The following is a 15,642-nucleotide window of genomic DNA, read 5'->3' on the forward strand; positions in this document are numbered from 1 at the left end:
CCACCAGAGGCTTTTGCAACCGGATTAGTCCTGAAAATCATAACAATCTATACAAAGATCACAAGTAGAAAACAGTTTGCAGAGAAATAATCCGATAAATCACATAATTTTGACTCATCACTGCTTTAAATCGCATCACTTGACAAATACATTGAGCAATCATTAAGACGCTAATCAGAAGTGAAATCACTGGACAGGTATATGCATGAAATTTCATTTATATCAATAATTTGAAAAGGATTTGCTCAACTATTTTTGATCGAAAGAGAAGCAAGACCCGCCTCGCTGCCCCCAAATTTCAGGCACAAAAAAAGCCACCCTGAGGTGACTTGATTTTCATACCAAACTTTATGGTGCCGAAGGCCGGAATCGAACCGGCACGCCTTGCGGCGGTTGATTTTGAATCAACTGCGTCTACCGATTTCGCCACTTCGGCACTGAAGGGTATGCGGAAAACGTTGTGGATTATACCTTTACCTTCTGTTTCCGCAACCCCTATCCGCGTTCGAACGTGCAACTGATGGAAAATGCAGCAAAAGACGATACCACTCTCCCTTTTCCATTCATAAACCTGCCTCACCTGCCCAATTAACTATCATCTCTCGCAGGGAACACTTTCATTGCAGGTAAGGTAATGGGCTGCATCTGCCAGGCATAAGAACTCGCTCGTCAGATGTTTTATTCAACCTCTGACAAGAACGCCAAAGTAGACATAACCAACAGCGTTATCCATCTCTCAGTAAAAGGCGCTATTTACCGTTTCACCAACGCTGCCAGCTACTCGACGACGATTTACCTGACATCCTCGCCCTGAGGAAAACTTGCCAGGTGCGTACGCATTTCCAGGACTACTCTTAAAGCCGTTTTTCCTGAATCCTCAGCAGGGTTTGCCAGGGAACTCCGCACTATTCCCGCAGTCTGAGTGTGGAGATCGGCGCGTGATGCGGTTTCATCGCGTCAGATAACTTTGAAAGGGTATAAAAATGAAAGCTTCAACTAAAATGATGTTGGCATTAACGGTTTCTACATCCTTGTTTGCTGGCGTGGCCTCGGCGGCCAGCTGGCAGGATCAGCTTAGCAGCGCGGCCAACACGCTTAGCCAGAACAGCAACTCAGGCACGACGACGACACAGCAGAACAGCGGCACTTCGCTGGGCGCGCTGACTGGCTTACTGAACGGCGGCAATCAGCAGCTCAGCTCCAACAGCATGACCAATGCGGCTGGAGTGCTGCAATACTGTGTGAAGAACAACGTGGTTGATAACAATGTCAGTTCGGTGAAAGATCAGCTGATGAGCAAACTGGGCCTGACTGATACGACTAAGGCGCAGGAAACCACCGACTACAAACAGGGGCTGATGGGCTTGCTGAATACCGGTAACGATCAGCAGGTGAATCTGAAAAGCCTGGGCAATACCGAGCTGGGCAAGAAGGTAAAAACCAAAGCCTGCGATCTGGTGCTGAAGCAGAGCAAACAGTTTATCTCTTAATAAACCAGCGGGGCTGTCCCCTCGCCTGCTTTCCCGGATCATCATGTTTCCCACGCTTCAGGATTTTCCTGAAGCATGGGGAATATTTGCCGCAAAGATCTGTCAAATAGTGCCCAGGTAAAATCCACTGACCAAAATCAAGCTATTATCAATATTTTTATTAAGAGAACCTGTTAAATAACGCATGCCTTTTTATTGCGACATATCTTTTATTAAGCAGAAGCGTTACTGTTAATTATAGCCACTGAAAACCTTTAGCCATCAGGGCAGCAAGCCCCAATACTGAGGTAATAAGCGCGCTAAACATCAGGCGGAAATCTGTTTTCATATCTCTGCGCAAGTTAGTTTCCAGGCTTCTTATATCACCACGTAAGCTGGTTTCTACTCCTTTGACTTCCCCACGTAAACTGGTTTCCACCCCTTTGATTTCCTTAAGTAAGCTGGTTTCTACGTCTTTGATTTCCTTGCGTAAGCTGGTTTCTACGGCTTTGACTTCCTCACGTAAACTGATTTCCACCCCTTTGATTTCCTTACGTAAGCTGGTTTCTACGTCTTTGACGTCCTTGCGTAAGCTGGTTTCTACGTCTTTGACTTCCTTGCGTAAGCTGGTTTCTGCGTCTTTGACTTCCTTGCGTAAGCTGGTTTCTACCCCGTTAACTTCTACACGAAGCTCACGCACATCTTCTTTAATATCAATAATATTGACTTTGATATTCTCAACATCAGATTCAAGTTTGGCTATACGGGATTCCATATCCCCACCTCCGCCGCTGGTTTTCGATTTTCCGGCATCTACTGAAAACGAAGTGACCTTTTTATTCAGATTACCCGACTGTACCATTGTGACACTCCTTGTCATTATATTATCTTTTTTTCCATTGAAGGAGATGATACCGCCAGAGCAAAATTAAGGTTATCGTTTCTTTATTCAGCAGGCGGGCAATGCCTGGTTTCGTAATGCCGCTCTCAATTTTCCTGAAATGACTCTGCAACGTCCATTCAGCCAGAAATTAATAACTATACCTTCAGCGAATATATTTAACAGGCAGCGGCAACCCGCAAAGCGCAGGGGACACCAGACTTTCAGCAAACGCGTCTTGCAAACAATACCGATCAAGCAGCGTGTTCCCTGCGCAGACACAGAACTTACAGACAACCGCATCATTATTTCACTATCAGCTTGATCCCCAGCATCGCCATCACGCTGCCGCCTATCCGGTCGAAGGTAGTCTTATAGCGCAGATAGGTATTACGCGGCCCGCTTGAAGAAAGCGCATACGCGACAAACGCATACCACAGGCCATCCACCAGCATCGATACGATCGGCAGCGCCACATACATCACTGGCGTGATATGGCTCGGCAACAGCGCGGCAAAAATCCCGGCGAATACCACTGCCGTTTTCGGGTTGCTGATCTGCGTACCGAAAGCGGTGAGGAAAGCGCGGCGAAAGCTTTTACCGACAGAGGCGTTAGATTCAACATGCAGCGGCTCACGGGCGTGACGGAACATCTTAAACGCCATCCACAGCAGATAAATACCGCCGCCGGTCTTTAATATCAGCCACAGCCAGGGTACTGCGGCCAGCAACGTGTGCAGCCCCATCAACGCAACCAGGGAAATCACGATTGAACCCACGCCCATTCCCAGCGCCGCGCCCATACCCGCTCGTCTTGAAGAGGCCAATGCCGTACGCGCTACCAAAATGAAACTGGGGCCCGGACTCATCGCGCCTAACGCCAGCGCACCGCCAATCGTCGCTACTGCAATAAGGTTCGCTTCCATTTTTTTCTCCCGCCAGTGAAAGAGTATTCATTAAACATGACTGAAAAAAATAACGCTGTCATCATCTGACGCCACACTTTTTAAGCGCTGTTAAAGCATTAAGCGCTCGTTTGCATCTGTCGTTGCTCGCCTGCATTATCAGTAGTCACCTAATAACGACTATGTTGCTCATGAATAAAGAAACCGAACTGGCGAGAGCCAAACGTCTGCCGCTGTTGCTGCTTTGTGCCGCTGCAATCCTGTTTATCGCGACCGTCCTTTATCCACTCTGGTTTCCGGCCAACGCCTGGGTTAGCGCGCTAAAAGCTGTCTCAGAAGCGTCGATGGTGGGTGCGTTAGCCGACTGGTTCGCGGTCAGCGCGCTGTTCCGCCGCGTGCCGATCCCGCTGGTTGGCCGTCATACCGCCATTATTCCGCGCAACAAAGATCGCATTGCCGATAACCTTGCGCTGTTCGTGCAGGATAAATTCCTCAACACCGATTCGCTGCTGGCGCTGATCCGCCGTCACGATCCGGCGCAAATCATCGCTAACTGGCTGAGTACGCCGGTGAACGCAGCAAGGCTAAGCGGTTATCTGCTGAAAATGGTGCGCGGCTTTCTCGATCTGGCCGACGACCAGCGCATCCAGGCCTTTATGCGTCGCGCAATTCACAAAGCCATTGATAAGGTCGATCTGTCGCAGTCGGCAGCGATGGTGCTGGAAAGCCTGACCAAAAATAACCGTCATCAGGCGCTGCTGGACGATGCTATCAGCCAGCTGCTCCAGCTGATTAACAAACCTGCCACGCACGAGTTTATTGCGCTTCAGGTAATGCGCTGGCTGAAGCGCGAACATCCGATCAAAGAGAAAATGCTGCCGACCGAATGGGTGGGAGAAAAGAGTGCCGAGCTTGCCGCTAACGCCGTGAAGTCGATTCTTAACGATATCGAACAGGATGGAACACACGAGCTGCGTCAGGGGTTTAACCGCGCTGTGGAGCGGCTGATTGAGCGTCTGCGCCACGATCCGGAAATGCAGCTAAAAGCGGAAGAGATCAAAGCGTATCTCAAGCAGGACGAGGCGCTGAATACTTACATCAGTCAGCTGTGGGCCGATCTGCGCCGCTGGCTTAAAGAGGATTTGGATAAAACAGATTCCACGCTGCACGCTAAGGTAAGCGCAGCGGGACAATGGTTTGGCGAGACGTTAATGCAGGACCGGCAGGTAAGAGCATCGCTTAATCAGCATATGGAAGAGGCCGCCGTCAGCGTTGCGCCAGAGTTCTCGGCGTTTTTAAGCCGTCATATCAGCGATACGGTGAAAAGCTGGGATGCAAAAGATATGTCTTATCAGGTGGAGTTGAATATCGGCAGGGATTTGCAGCGTATACGCATCAATGGCACCGTTGTGGGCGGTGCCATTGGTTTGCTGCTGTGGGCAATGTCGCAGCTGCCCGCCCTGCTGAGATAAACAGGGCGGGCTTCGTTTTGTAGCCGTTATCAGGAGCGGCTACACGAGGTGGCCGACTTAGTATTTCTTGTCGGTCAGTTTGTCGTCACGCAAAGGATTTTCGGCATTGAGCTTATCATCGCGCAGACGATTCTCGTTGCTGTGCTCGACTTCCACTTCCTGACGACGCACGGTATCTTTTACGGTCTCGACGCGAGCAGTTTCTTCACCGCGGAGGCCCACTTCTTCTTTCACACGGGCGGTTTTCTCAATGGTCGGGATCTCATGAGACTCTTCCACCGAGATGGTTTTATCTGACCAGTCCACATCATTCAAATACGCCGGCTCGTCGACTGCGGTACGGAACACTTCAGCATGTTGGTCGAACAGCGACACGTCTTCGGCCACTTCATCTTCTACCGTAAAGCGGCGCAGACGTACAGAACCATCATTAATCTGACGTTTACCAATATCCACCTGCTCTTCAGCCAGCTTCAGGGATTCACGGTTGGTTTCGGAAACCGCACGATCGCCCGTCAGCGAGTTGGTGTTGCCTAAGGTGTTCGCTGTGGTGTCGGTATTGGTAAGTGGCCCGTTCGGGTTAATGATGTTTTCATCACTGGCCAGCCCGGTTGCCGCACGCTGATTGGTGCCCAGATCGTTGGTTTCCCCGGCAAAATCACGATTGATTGGGTCGCGATCGTTTGCATGCAGTGAAGAGTAATCAGCGGCAAAAGCGCTCAGTTCATGCTCGATATGGTCGGCCTGATCTTTCGGGGCGCGTACTGTCAGCAGTACGCCGCCTGAACGCAGCGCTTTGCTGTATTCACTTGCGTAGTTATCGTCAACATCATCGCCAAACAGGCGCTGCCAGAAGCTTGGATGACGAATCTCTTTATCTTCAACGCGTAATCTTTCGCCAGAGATGATATCAATATTTTTTTCTGCAATACCTTCGACGATCAATTTCTGTTTTGCCGCCTCAGCCTGGGTTACCTGATTGAATGCGGTGACAATTTTTTCATGTGACATAAATAGATCCTCGTTAACAGGTTTGACGTTAAAGTTTCTTCTTCGTAATTTTGACTTCCTGATTACGCAGAGTGACGCTCTGCTGAAACTCTTCTTTATTTATATGTTTGTGGATATGTATTTCTTCCTTAAGCACTTTCCTTCTGACTATTTCTACCTGTTCTTCAATGACGGGAATAATAAACACATCCCCTTCCTGACGAACCTCAGCAGAATAGTCATCTGCAACCGGACAGTTTTTTGCAACATGTTTAATTTCAACATGCTCATGCGTCAGTTCAGCTTGCAGCAGCTTCTCTACCTCATGGGTGGAGCGCGTAAGCTGCACGCGGCTGTCGACCTTGCGATGAGTGGCAATTTCTGCCTGCTCTTCGGCAAGTGGCATCGTTTCAACATGTTCCATATTTTTAGCGAGTGGCTCGTTTTTATTTCCCATAAACTTTACCTTAGAGAAGGTGAAAATTTGCCATCTGGCTAAATCAACTTTTTGCTCACCGTCACGTTGTGTTGCACACACAAATAATGATAGTCGTTGAATCGCATTTCGCACTTTTAATTATCACGCAACATGTAACAGATTTTGTATATCCTGAAGGAATATATACAAATGCTTTTTTTGATAATTAAATTGAACTTTATGCTTATTTAGAACACCGTGCCGTTTCGCTTTAAATAATTGAAAGTCAATACGGATATATCCTGGTTAATTTCATGATGCCTTGTTAATACCAGGATTAATACGAAACGGCAGGCGAAAAGCGGGATAACGATAAGGAGAGGCTGGAGGTCATGCCGCCACAGGAAGCCCGTGGCGGCAGGGAACTAGCGGCGTTTCAGCAGCAGATAGATGCTGATCGCCATAAACGCGGCGCTTGGCAGCAGCGCGCCCAGCACCGGCGGGATATTGTAAACCAGGCTGAGTGGGCCAAAGATCTGGTCCAGCACGTAGAACAGGAAGCCAAAGCTGATGCCGGTAACGACGCGCATCCCCATCGACACGCTGCGCAGCGGGCCAAAGATGAACGACAGCGCCATCAGCATCATCACCGCGACCGATAACGGCTGGAAGATTTTGCTCCACATATTCAGCTGATAGCGTCCTGCAACCTGTCCGCTCTGCTTAAGATATTTGGTGTAGTTATACAGTCCGCTAATCGACAATGCGTCAGGATCCAGCGCCACCACGCCGAGCTTATCCGGCGTCAACGTCGTTTTCCATTCACCGCTTAACGTCTGGCTGCCCGTAACCTGTTTCGCATCCTGCAGATTGGATTCGTCCACTTCGGCCAAATCCCAGACCTTTTTATCCGCATTGTATTTCGCCGTAGCCGCATAACGTACCGACTGTAAGCGACGCGCCGGGTTAAAGCTGTAAATACTGACGCCGCCCAGCTCGTTATTGTCCTTCAGGCTTTCAATAAAGATGAAGTTGTTGCCATCTTTCGCCCACAGGCCGTTTTGCGTGGAGAGCAGCGAACCGCCCAGCAGCTGCTGAGCGCGATAGTTACGCGCCATCTGCTCGCCCTGCGGCGCAACAAACTCGCCAATGGCCATGGTCAGGATAACCAGTGGGATTGCGGTTTTCATTACCGAAGCTGCAATCTGCATACGGGTGAAGCCTGAAGCCTGCATCACCACCAGCTCGCTACGCTGTGCCAGCGTCCCTAAGCCCAGCAGCGCACCTAACAGCGCCGCCATCGGGAAGAAGATTTCGATATCTTTCGGCACGCTGAGAATGGTATACAGGCCGGCACCCACCGCGGTGTAGTCGCCCTGGCCGGTTTTCCGCAGCTGATCGACAAACTTGATGATGCCGGAGAGCGACACCAGCATAAACAGCGTCGCCATAATGGTGTTGAAAATCGTTTTACCGATATATCTGTCGAGAACGCCGAACATCAGACGGAGCCTCCCTTACTGAATCGGGCACGCAGACGCCGCATCGGCACCGTATCCCACAGGTTAAGCAGCACGGCCAGCGCCAGATAAGCGATATTCACCACCCACATCCAGATGGCCGGATCTAACCGCCCTTTCGCCCCGCTGGAACGCAGCGAGCTTTGCAGCAGGAAGAACACCAGATAAAGCAGCATTGCTGGCAGCATCGACAGCACGCGTCCCTGACGTGGATTGACCACGCTCAGCGGCACCACCATCAGCGCCATGACCAGTACCGAGAAGACCAGCGTCAGGCGCCAGTGCAGCTCGCTGCGGAATTCCGGTCTTGGCGAATGCCTCAACGTACTGAAGCCCATCTGTTCGGCATCGTTCGGATCCAGCACCACTTCCTGATGGCCCACAATCGCCTGATAATTTTCAAAATCAGTGATGCGGAAATCACGCAGCAGCGCGGTGCCTTCGAAACGCGTGCCTTTATCTAGCGTCACAACCTGCGAACCATCCGCACGCTGCGTCATGTGTCCTTGATCGGCCAGCACGACGGACGGACGCGCGTTGCCTTTTGGCCGCAGCTGCGCCAGGAAGACATTGCCGAAATTATTGCCTTTGACGTTCTCGATAAACATCACGGACTGGCCGTCGCCCGACTGTTGGAACTGCCCTGCCGCCAGCGCGGCCGCGCCCGGATTGGCCTTGGCGTTTTTCGTTACCTCGTTCTGGTAACGCGCCGACCAGGGGCCGAGCCACGCGACGTTGGCCGCCGCCACCACCGCTGTGAATAGCATCAGGACCATCGCCGCTTTAACCAATACGGCCTTACTGAGGCCGCAGGCATGCATCACGGTGATTTCACTCTCGGTGTATAAACGACCAAGAGTCATTAAAATGGCTAAAAACAGGCTTAGAGGCAGGATGAGCTGCGCCATCTCTGAAACCCCAAGACCCAATAATGTCAGAACTAAATTTGTGGGGATCTGTCCATCCGCCGCGGCTCCCAGGATCCTGACTAACTTCTGACAAAAGAAGATCAGCAGCAGAATAAACAGGATAGCCAGCTGGCTTTTGAGCGTTTCCCTTACCAGATATCTAATGATGATCACGCTGAATACGCCTGTGAAAACTTGTCTTTTTGCAGGAAAATCGATAGTTTCATCGCTTATACGCCATTTTTTCTATCAATGGCCTCGTTCATAGCTAAACTAGTATGACAACAATCGTGTTTCGGTGATGTAAAAAAATTCGAACGAATTCAAAAAATCATCAAAACCAAATCTAACGCCCGCAGCATTATGCGGTTGATAAGCGCTACATTCTAGCCGCAGCTGGCGCCGTTGTCTTTAAGATTCAGGAGAGTGCATGGAGTTCAGTGTAAAAAGCGGTAGCCCGGAAAAGCAGCGCAGTGCCTGTATTGTGGTCGGCGTATTCGAGCCGCGCAGACTGTCACCGATTGCTGAACAGCTGGATAAAATCAGCGATGGCTACATTAGCGCCCTGTTGCGCCGCGGTGAACTGGAAGGGAAAGTCGGGCAAACGTTGCTGCTGCATCATGTGCCAAATATTCTCTCCGAGCGTATCTTGCTGATCGGCTGTGGCAAAGAGCGCGAGCTGGATGAGCGTCAGTATAAGCAGGTTATTCAAAAAACCATCAATACGCTGAATGACACCGGCTCAATGGAAGCGGTTTGCTTCCTGACCGAGCTGCATGTTAAAGGCCGTAACACCTACTGGAAAGTCCGCCAGGCGGTTGAAACCTCCAAAGAGACGCTGTACTGCTTTGACCAGCTGAAAAGCAACAAAGTCGAGCCGCGTCGCCCATTACGTAAAATGGTCTTTAATGTGCCAACGCGTCGTGAATTAACCAGCGGCGAGCGCGCAATCCAGCACGGTCTGGCCGTTGCTGCCGGCGTGAAGGCAGCCAAAGATCTTGGCAATATGCCGCCCAACATCTGTAACGCCGCCTATCTGGCTTCTCAGGCCCGTCAGCTGGCGGATGCCTACAGCAAAAACGTCACCACGCGCGTGATTGGCGAGCAGCAAATGAAAGAGCTGGGCATGAATGCCTATCTCGCGGTCGGCCAGGGATCGCAGAACGAATCGCTGATGTCGGTGATTGAATACAAAGGCAACCCGGATGCGGACGTGCGCCCTATCGTGCTGGTCGGCAAAGGGGTCACTTTTGATTCCGGCGGTATTTCCATCAAGCCAGGCGAAGCCATGGACGAGATGAAATATGACATGTGCGGCGCCGCGTCCGTTTATGGCGTGATGCGCATGGTCGCTGAACTTAACCTGCCGCTGAACGTGGTAGGCGTGCTGGCCGGCTGTGAAAACATGCCTGGCGGCCGCGCTTATCGTCCGGGCGACGTACTGACCACCATGTCCGGCCAGACGGTGGAAGTATTGAATACCGATGCGGAAGGTCGTCTGGTGCTGTGCGACGCGCTGACCTACGTTGAGCGTTTCGATCCGGACGTGGTCATCGACGTTGCTACGCTGACCGGTGCCTGCGTGATTGCGCTGGGCCACCATATCAGCGGCCTGCTGTCGAACCATAACCCGCTGGCTCACGAGCTGATTGGCGCTTCCGAACAGGCTGGCGATCGCGCATGGCGTCTGCCGATGGCCGATGAGTATCAGGAACAGCTGGACTCCAATTTTGCCGATATGGCGAACATTGGCGGCCGTCCTGGCGGTGCGATTACCGCCGCCTGCTTCCTGGCGCGTTTCGCCCGTAAATATAACTGGGCACATCTGGATATCGCCGGTACCGCATGGCGCTCCGGTAAAGCCAAAGGCGCAACCGGGCGTCCTGTTGCCCTGCTGTCGCAGTTCCTGCTGAACCGCGCCGGTTTAAACGGCGACGACTAAACCATGAAAAACGCCACCTTCTACCTGCTGGAAAGCGATACGCCGGTTGATGGGATCAGCGCCCTTGAGGCGCTGGTCTGCGACTTAGCGGAAGCGCGCTGGAAAGGCGGTGCGCGAGTGCTGATAGCCTGCGAAGACGAAGCGCAGGCTATTCGCCTGGATGAAGCGTTATGGCAGCGCCCGGCCAATGCTTTTGTGCCGCATAATCTTGCGGGCGAAGGGCCGAAATATGGCGCGCCAGTGGAGCTTGCCTGGCCGCAACGTCGCGGCAATGCGCCGCGCGATTTGCTGATCAGCCTGCTGCCACAGTTTGCAGATTTTGCCACCGCTTTCCATGAAGTGATAGACTTCGTTCCTTACGAAGATTCTCTGAAACAGCTGGCGCGCGACCGCTATAAAGCGTATCGCAGCGTTGGATTCCAATTGACTACGGCAACGCCGCCCACGCCCTCAACGACATAGCAGAAATGGAAAAGACATATAACCCGCAAGATATCGAACAGCCGCTTTACGAGCACTGGGAAGAGCAGGGCTACTTCAAGCCAAGTGGCGACACCAGCCAGGAAAGCTTCTGCATCATGATCCCGCCGCCGAACGTCACCGGCAGCTTGCATATGGGTCACGCATTCCAGCAAACCATCATGGACACCATGATCCGCTACCAGCGTATGCAGGGAAAAAATACCCTGTGGCAGGCGGGCACCGACCATGCCGGTATCGCCACCCAGATGGTGGTCGAGCGTAAAATCGCGGCGGAAGAAGGCAAAACGCGCAAAGACTACGGTCGCGACGCCTTTATCGAAAAAATCTGGCAGTGGAAGGCGGAATCAGGCGGCACCATTACCCGTCAGATGCGTCGTCTGGGCAACTCCGTGGACTGGGAGCGCGAACGCTTTACCATGGACGATGGCCTGTCCAATGCCGTGAAAGAAGTGTTTGTGCGCCTGTATAAAGAGAACCTGATCTACCGTGGCAAGCGCCTGGTGAACTGGGATCCAAAACTGCGTACCGCTATCTCCGATCTGGAAGTGGAAAACCGCGAGTCGAAAGGCTCCATGTGGCATATCCGCTATCCGCTGGCCGACGGCGCAAAAACCGCTGAAGGTAAAGATTACCTGGTGGTCGCGACTACCCGTCCTGAGACGGTGCTGGGCGATACCGGCGTGGCCGTTAACCCGGAAGATCCACGCTATAAAGACCTGATTGGCAAATTTGTGGTGTTGCCGTTCGTCGATCGTCGTATTCCCATCGTTGGCGATGAACATGCCGATATGGAAAAAGGCACCGGCTGCGTGAAAATCACGCCTGCGCACGACTTCAACGACTATGAAGTAGGTCGTCGTCATCGCCTGCCGATGATTAACATCCTGACCTTCGATGGCGATATCCGCGACGCGGCGCAGGTTTATGACACTAACGGTGAAGAGTCTGACGTGTACGATTCGGCTATCCCGGCAGAGTTCCAGAATCTGGAACGTTTCGCTGCGCGTAAAGCTATCGTAGCCGCCATCGACGCGCTGGGTCTGCTGGATGAAATCAAACCACACGATCTGACCGTGCCTTACGGCGATCGCGGCGGCGTAGTGATTGAGCCAATGCTGACCGACCAGTGGTACGTGCGCACCGCGCCGCTGGCGAAAGTTGCGGTTGAAGCCGTTGAGCAAGGCGATATTCAGTTCGTGCCGAAGCAGTACGAAAACATGTACTTCTCCTGGATGCGTGATATCCAGGACTGGTGCATCTCTCGTCAGCTGTGGTGGGGTCATCGCATTCCGGCCTGGTACGATGCTGATGGCAACGTCTACGTTGGCCGTACCGAAGAAGAAGTGCGTGCGGAAAACAGCCTGGGTGCAGAAGTTGTGCTGAACCAGGACGAAGACGTGCTGGATACCTGGTTCTCTTCCGGCCTGTGGACCTTCTCCACGCTCGGCTGGCCAGAAAAAACGCCGGATCTGAGCACCTTCCATCCGACCAGCGTGCTGGTCAGTGGCTTCGACATCATCTTCTTCTGGATTGCCCGCATGATCATGCTGACCATGCACTTCATCAAAGATGAAGACGGCAAGCCGCAGGTGCCGTTCAAAACCGTCTATATGACCGGTCTGATCCGCGACGAGGAAGGCCAGAAGATGTCCAAGTCGAAAGGCAACGTCATCGATCCGCTGGATATGGTTGACGGCATTTCGCTGGAAGATCTGCTGGAAAAACGCACCGGCAATATGATGCAGCCGCAGCTGGCGGAGAAAATCCGTAAGCGTACCGAGAAGCAGTTCCCGAACGGCATTGAGCCGCACGGCACCGATGCCCTGCGCTTTACGCTGGCAGCGCTGGCTTCTACCGGTCGTGATATCAACTGGGATATGAAGCGCCTGGAAGGCTATCGCAACTTCTGTAACAAGCTGTGGAACGCCAGCCGTTTCGTGCTGATGAACACGCAGGATCAGGATTGCGGCTTTAACGGCGGCGAGCTGGAACTGTCGCTGGCGGATCGCTGGATCCTCGCTGAATTCAACCAGACGGTCAAAGCATACCGTGGCGCGCTGGACAGCTATCGCTTCGATATAGCCGCCAATATACTGTATGAGTTCACCTGGAACCAGTTCTGCGACTGGTATCTGGAACTGGCTAAGCCCGTGATGAACGGCGGTTCAGAGGCCCAGCTGCGCGGCACCCGTAATACGCTGGTGGTTGTGCTGGAAGCGCTGCTGCGCCTGGCGCATCCGATCATTCCGTTTATCACCGAAACCATCTGGCAGCAGGTGAAAGTGCTGAAGAACATCAGCGATGACACCATCATGCTGCAACCGATGCCGGCGTTCGATACGGCGAAAGTGGATGAAGCTGCGCTGAACGATACCGAATGGCTGAAGCAGGCGATTGTGGCAGTGCGTAATATTCGTGCTGAAATGAACCTGTCGCCTTCCAAACCGCTGGACGTGATGCTGCGTGGCGCAAGCGCTGACGTGGTGCGTCGCGTTAACGATAACCACAACTTCCTGAAAACGCTGGCGCGTCTGGACAGCCTGACCTGTCTGACCGCTGATGAAAAAGGCCCGGTTTCGGTGACAAAAATCATCGACGGTGCTGAGCTGCTGATCCCAATGGCGGGTCTGGTGGACAAAGCGGCCGAGCTGGAGCGTCTGGCGAAGGAAGTGAACAAGCTGGAAATCGAAATCGGCAAGATCGAAGGCAAGCTTTCTAACGAAGGCTTTGTTTCTCGCGCACCAGAGGCCGTTGTGGCGAAAGAGCGTGAGCGCATGGCCGAGTTCGAGCAGGCAAAAGTGAAGCTGATTGAGCAACAGGCGGTGATCAGCGCGCTGTAAGCTTCCAGGCTTTACACGCTAAAAACCCGGCGGTTCTGCCGGGTTTTTTTATGCCTGTACATTGCTTCTTTTCAGCGGCTCACGTCAATATGAAACAGGCGTTTAAACGCCGAGCGGCCTTCTGTCAGGAGAGCGAAAAAATTTTCCTGGCGTAGCCAAACTCTGAAAGCGCTTAATAGCAATGAAGCCTTCAATTTCAGCCAGCAGCGGCTTGAGTTGTGCTGCCAACTGTAAATAACGCGGTTGTTGATCTGGCTGGATATCAGCCTCAAAAAGTACGGCAATCATCAAATTTCCTCCATCGGCACTTGTTGATGCCACTATAGGATGCTGAAAAGTTGATGCTTCGACGGCAGACGAAATATGCCCGTCCGGGTAATTATTTTGCTTCGTCAGGCCGCCGCAGGAAACACGGAGCAAAAGCTGAGGATTGCATCCGTGCGCTACGAATGCTATTACACTGCAAAACAGTAAAAATACGGCACAGCATTATGACTAATACTCTTTTAACCAATCTGCGGGTTCGTCCTGTGCAGTCTGATGATAATCCCCATATTGCCAAAGTGATCCGTGATGTTTCGGCAGAGTTTGGCCTGACCGCTGATAAAGGTTTTACGGTGGCCGATCCTAATCTCGATCGCCTGTTTGAGCTGTACAGCGAAGCTAACAGCGCCTACTGGGTGGTTGAGCTGGATGGCAAGATTGTCGGCGGCGGCGGCGTAGCGCCTTTGCAGTGCAGCGAGGCGGATATCTGCGAGCTGCAAAAAATGTATTTTATGCCTGCTATTCGTGGCATGGGCATGGCGCGAGAGCTGGCGATGCTGGCAATGGATTACGCCCGCGAACGCGGTTTTAAGCGCTGCTATCTGGAAACCACCGCTTCACTAACCCGCGCCATCCGTCTGTACGAGCACTTAGGCTTTAAGCATATCGATGGGCCGATGGGCTGCACCGGCCATGTAGATTGTGAAGTAACGATGCTGAAAAACCTGTAAGGCTTTGCGTGAAAAAGGCCTGGGGGCAGGCTTTTTCGCCAGCGCAGTTAATTACCGGATGCCTGTTTTGCTCCGCGTTCAACGAAACGCATGTCGCCAATCGATTCGATAACAAATTCTCCGGCATCGGTATAACGGATTTTCGTCACGCTGGCGTTTTCGAGCTGAGAAACCACAGATCTGTCGCCCAGCTCATGCAGCAGCGACATAATTGCCATTCCATGGCTGACAATCAAAACGTTGCCACCGCCCTTCTGTTGCGCCTCGCGAGCAATCGCCGTCACCGCTTTTTTCATCCGCTGAGCAACCTGCTGATAGCTTTCTGCCTGGCCCGATTTATCGGCGGCCTTAATCATATCAATGACCTGCACGATATTCATCTTCCCGCTGGCAAAAGAAGCTAGCAGCTCGGCTGATGACGAATATCCCGCCTGTATGGCCGCGGCCGTTTGCATATTTTCATTTGTATCCCCCTCAAAATGACCGAAGAACACCTCTCTTAAATCACGCTGTTCCTTCAGCGGCACCGGCTTATAATTGGGCTTCATTACCCAATATGCCGTCTCTCTGGCTCTGCCTGAATCACTGCTCCATGCAGTAGCAAATTTTACTGATTTAAGCCCCTCTCCCAGCTTACGCGCCACATCAACACCTTCCGATGTCAGCGGCGTATCGGACCAGCCCTGTGCGCGATGCACCGTGTTAAACAACGTTTTGCCATGTCGCGCCACGTAGAGATAAACATCGGCAGCGAAGCACTCGCCTGCGCTAAACAGCAGCAGAAAGAACGCGGCAAAAATGGTTGAACGATTTCTCATAT

At 52.3% G+C, this 15,642-nt stretch carries 13 protein-coding genes, 1 tRNA gene and 1 pseudogene; 6 read left to right on the forward strand and 9 right to left on the reverse strand.

What is annotated here, in order from left to right; all coding sequences use genetic code 11:
- Positions 1-351: 351 nt before the first annotated feature.
- Positions 352-436 (reverse strand) — tRNA-Leu (locus EHV07_RS20320).
- Positions 437-983: 547 nt separating this feature from the next.
- Here EHV07_RS20320 and EHV07_RS20325 point away from each other — a divergent pair.
- Positions 984-1,490 (forward strand): DUF2501 domain-containing protein, encoded by a 507-nt coding sequence (locus EHV07_RS20325; RefSeq protein ID WP_147199949.1) that lies wholly within the window; start codon positions 984-986, stop codon positions 1,488-1,490.
- A gap of 235 nt (positions 1,491-1,725) precedes the next feature.
- On the opposite strand, the gene EHV07_RS20330 is transcribed toward EHV07_RS20325, so the two are convergent.
- Together EHV07_RS20330 and EHV07_RS20335 are read right to left on the reverse strand one after the other, a co-directional pair.
- Positions 1,726-2,331, reverse strand: a complete 606-nt coding sequence (locus tag EHV07_RS20330; RefSeq protein WP_147199950.1) for a DUF1640 domain-containing protein — start codon at positions 2,329-2,331, stop codon at positions 1,726-1,728.
- A 323-nt stretch (positions 2,332-2,654) separates the two neighbouring features.
- Positions 2,655-3,275: a LysE family translocator gene (locus EHV07_RS20335; RefSeq protein WP_147199951.1), complete on the reverse strand. Its 621-nt coding sequence runs from the start codon at positions 3,273-3,275 to the stop codon at positions 2,655-2,657.
- A 170-nt stretch (positions 3,276-3,445) separates the two neighbouring features.
- On the opposite strand from EHV07_RS20335, the gene EHV07_RS20340 reads away from it, so the two are divergent.
- Complete coding sequence (locus EHV07_RS20340; RefSeq protein WP_147199952.1) at positions 3,446-4,726, forward strand: DUF445 domain-containing protein; 1,281 nt, start codon at positions 3,446-3,448, stop codon at positions 4,724-4,726.
- A gap of 57 nt (positions 4,727-4,783) precedes the next feature.
- Here EHV07_RS20340 and EHV07_RS20345 read toward each other — a convergent pair whose 3' ends face one another.
- From EHV07_RS20345 to lptF, 4 genes are all read right to left on the reverse strand, one after another.
- The gene (locus EHV07_RS20345; protein WP_147199953.1) at positions 4,784-5,737 is read right to left on the reverse strand and encodes a YsnF/AvaK domain-containing protein; all 954 of its coding nucleotides are present in this window, start codon (positions 5,735-5,737) and stop codon (positions 4,784-4,786) included.
- Between the two features lie 28 nt (positions 5,738-5,765).
- Positions 5,766-6,173 (reverse strand): YsnF/AvaK domain-containing protein, encoded by a 408-nt coding sequence (locus tag EHV07_RS20350; RefSeq protein WP_147199954.1) that lies wholly within the window; start codon positions 6,171-6,173, stop codon positions 5,766-5,768.
- Between the two features lie 386 nt (positions 6,174-6,559).
- Positions 6,560-7,636, reverse strand: a complete 1,077-nt coding sequence (gene lptG, locus EHV07_RS20355; protein ID WP_147199955.1) for an LPS export ABC transporter permease LptG — start codon at positions 7,634-7,636, stop codon at positions 6,560-6,562.
- Positions 7,636-8,736, reverse strand: coding sequence for an LPS export ABC transporter permease LptF (gene lptF, locus EHV07_RS20360; RefSeq protein ID WP_147199956.1), 1,101 nt, complete (start codon positions 8,734-8,736; stop codon positions 7,636-7,638). The genes lptG and lptF overlap by 1 nt, the downstream gene beginning before the upstream one ends.
- A 256-nt stretch (positions 8,737-8,992) precedes the next feature.
- Between lptF and pepA the strand changes: the two genes are divergently transcribed.
- Genes pepA through EHV07_RS20375 form a run of 3 tightly spaced genes read left to right on the forward strand, consistent with a single transcriptional unit; the run spans position 8,993 to position 13,827 of the window.
- Positions 8,993-10,504, forward strand: coding sequence for a leucyl aminopeptidase (pepA, locus tag EHV07_RS20365; RefSeq protein WP_147199957.1), 1,512 nt, complete (start codon positions 8,993-8,995; stop codon positions 10,502-10,504).
- A gap of 3 nt (positions 10,505-10,507) precedes the next feature.
- Positions 10,508-10,966 carry a DNA polymerase III subunit chi gene (locus EHV07_RS20370; protein WP_147199958.1) on the forward strand — a complete coding sequence of 153 codons (459 nt, stop codon included), beginning with the start codon at positions 10,508-10,510 and terminating at the stop codon, positions 10,964-10,966.
- 5 nt (positions 10,967-10,971) lie between these two features.
- Positions 10,972-13,827 (forward strand): valine--tRNA ligase, encoded by a 2,856-nt coding sequence (locus tag EHV07_RS20375; protein ID WP_147199959.1) that lies wholly within the window; start codon positions 10,972-10,974, stop codon positions 13,825-13,827.
- A 141-nt stretch (positions 13,828-13,968) separates the two neighbouring features.
- On the opposite strand, the pseudogene EHV07_RS20380 reads toward EHV07_RS20375, so the two are convergent.
- Positions 13,969-14,115, reverse strand: a pseudogene (locus EHV07_RS20380) (antibiotic biosynthesis monooxygenase); the annotation flags it as partial.
- Positions 14,116-14,318: 203 nt separating this feature from the next.
- Between EHV07_RS20380 and EHV07_RS20385 the strand changes: the two are divergent.
- Positions 14,319-14,822 (forward strand): GNAT family N-acetyltransferase, encoded by a 504-nt coding sequence (locus EHV07_RS20385; RefSeq protein ID WP_147199960.1) that lies wholly within the window; start codon positions 14,319-14,321, stop codon positions 14,820-14,822.
- A 47-nt stretch (positions 14,823-14,869) separates the two neighbouring features.
- Here EHV07_RS20385 and EHV07_RS20390 read toward each other — a convergent pair whose 3' ends face one another.
- Positions 14,870-15,640 (reverse strand): histidine phosphatase family protein, encoded by a 771-nt coding sequence (locus tag EHV07_RS20390; protein ID WP_147199961.1) that lies wholly within the window; start codon positions 15,638-15,640, stop codon positions 14,870-14,872.
- Between the last annotated feature and the right edge of the window lie 2 nt (positions 15,641-15,642).

The organism is Pantoea sp. CCBC3-3-1 (assembly GCF_007981265.1).
In the GTDB taxonomy this organism is placed as follows: domain Bacteria; phylum Pseudomonadota; class Gammaproteobacteria; order Enterobacterales; family Enterobacteriaceae; genus Erwinia.

What these genes read in the sequence shown, in the direction of transcription:
- EHV07_RS20325 (WP_147199949.1), top strand. Translation starts at nt 984, where the DNA reads ATGAAAGCTTCAACTAAAATGATGTTGGCATTAACGGTTTCTACATCC.
- EHV07_RS20330 (WP_147199950.1), bottom strand. Translation starts at nt 2,331, where the DNA reads ATGGTACAGTCGGGTAATCTGAATAAAAAGGTCACTTCGTTTTCAGTA.
- EHV07_RS20335 (WP_147199951.1), bottom strand. Translation starts at nt 3,275, where the DNA reads ATGGAAGCGAACCTTATTGCAGTAGCGACGATTGGCGGTGCGCTGGCG.
- EHV07_RS20340 (WP_147199952.1), top strand. Translation starts at nt 3,446, where the DNA reads ATGAATAAAGAAACCGAACTGGCGAGAGCCAAACGTCTGCCGCTGTTG.
- EHV07_RS20345 (WP_147199953.1), bottom strand. Translation starts at nt 5,737, where the DNA reads ATGTCACATGAAAAAATTGTCACCGCATTCAATCAGGTAACCCAGGCT.
- EHV07_RS20350 (WP_147199954.1), bottom strand. Translation starts at nt 6,173, where the DNA reads ATGGGAAATAAAAACGAGCCACTCGCTAAAAATATGGAACATGTTGAA.
- lptG (WP_147199955.1), bottom strand. Translation starts at nt 7,636, where the DNA reads ATGTTCGGCGTTCTCGACAGATATATCGGTAAAACGATTTTCAACACC.
- pepA (WP_147199957.1), top strand. Translation starts at nt 8,993, where the DNA reads ATGGAGTTCAGTGTAAAAAGCGGTAGCCCGGAAAAGCAGCGCAGTGCC.
- EHV07_RS20370 (WP_147199958.1), top strand. Translation starts at nt 10,508, where the DNA reads ATGAAAAACGCCACCTTCTACCTGCTGGAAAGCGATACGCCGGTTGAT.
- EHV07_RS20375 (WP_147199959.1), top strand. Translation starts at nt 10,972, where the DNA reads ATGGAAAAGACATATAACCCGCAAGATATCGAACAGCCGCTTTACGAG.
- EHV07_RS20385 (WP_147199960.1), top strand. Translation starts at nt 14,319, where the DNA reads ATGACTAATACTCTTTTAACCAATCTGCGGGTTCGTCCTGTGCAGTCT.
- EHV07_RS20390 (WP_147199961.1), bottom strand. Translation starts at nt 15,640, where the DNA reads ATGAGAAATCGTTCAACCATTTTTGCCGCGTTCTTTCTGCTGCTGTTT.